At 62.0% G+C, this 1,063-nt stretch carries 1 protein-coding gene; it reads left to right on the top strand.

Translation table 11 applies throughout. The features are described 5' to 3' along the window. Nucleotides 1–1,063 (top strand): Ig-like domain-containing protein (locus IGB42_RS21840; RefSeq protein WP_159675661.1); only part of this gene is annotated, 1,063 nt, incomplete at both ends.

Here is a 1,063-nt window from a genome sequence, read left to right as displayed (position 1 = left end):
CACCCCGGCCAACAACTACAACGGCGCGGACAGTTTCACGGTCACTGTCAGCGACGGCAAGGGCGGTAGCGATACGCTGACCGTCAACGTGGGCGTCACGCCGGTGAACGATGCACCGGTACTGGTTGACGGCAATGGTGACCCGCTGGGCAACAACCAATCGGTCACCACACCGGAAGACACTCCGGTCAGCGGCACTTTGGTCGCAACCGATGTCGATGGTGATGCACTCAGCTTCGTGAAGGGCACCGACCCTGCCCACGGCACCGTTACCGTTGATACCAACGGCAACTGGACCTACACCCCGGCCAACAACTACAACGGTGCGGACAGCTTCACTGTCACCGTCAATGACGGCAAGGGCGGCAGCGATACGCTGACCGTCAACGTGGGCGTCACCCCCGTCAACGATGCACCGGTTGGCAACGATCAATCCATCACCACCCATCTGGATACTGCCGTCAGCGGCACGGTTACCGGCACCGATGTGGATGGCGATACCCTGACCTTTGCGCTGGCCGCCGGTGGCAACCCTGCGCATGGCAGCGTGACTGTCCTGGCGGACGGCAGCTATACCTACACCCCGACAGCGGGCTACAGCGGCAACGACAGCTTTACCGTCACTGTGGACGACGGCCATGGCGGCACCGACACCCTGGTGGTTTCGGTGGGGGTAACACCGAACAACGATCCGGTGTTCACCGACAACAATGGCCCACTGGGCAACAATACCAGCGTGACCACGCCGGAAGATACTCCCGTCAGCGGCGCATTGACTGCCACGGATGCCGATGGCGATGCACTGACCTTTGCCAAGGCCACCGATCCTGTCCACGGTACGGTGACAGTCGACGCGGCCGGCAACTGGACCTACACCCCGGCCAACAACTACAACGGCGCGGACAGCTTCACTGTCACCGTCATTGATGGCAAGGGTGGCAGCGATACGCTGACCGTCAACGTGGGCGTCACGCCGGTGAACGATGCACCGGTACTGGTTGACGGCAATGGTGACCCGCTGGGCAACAACCAATCGGTCACCACACCGGAAGACACTCCTGTC

The sequence above is a fragment of the Andreprevotia sp. IGB-42 genome, from assembly GCF_009848685.1.
GTDB lineage: Bacteria > Pseudomonadota > Gammaproteobacteria > Burkholderiales > Chitinibacteraceae > Andreprevotia.
Note: the sequence above shows the minus strand (reverse complement) of the source record. Positions and strands in the feature narration are given on the sequence as shown.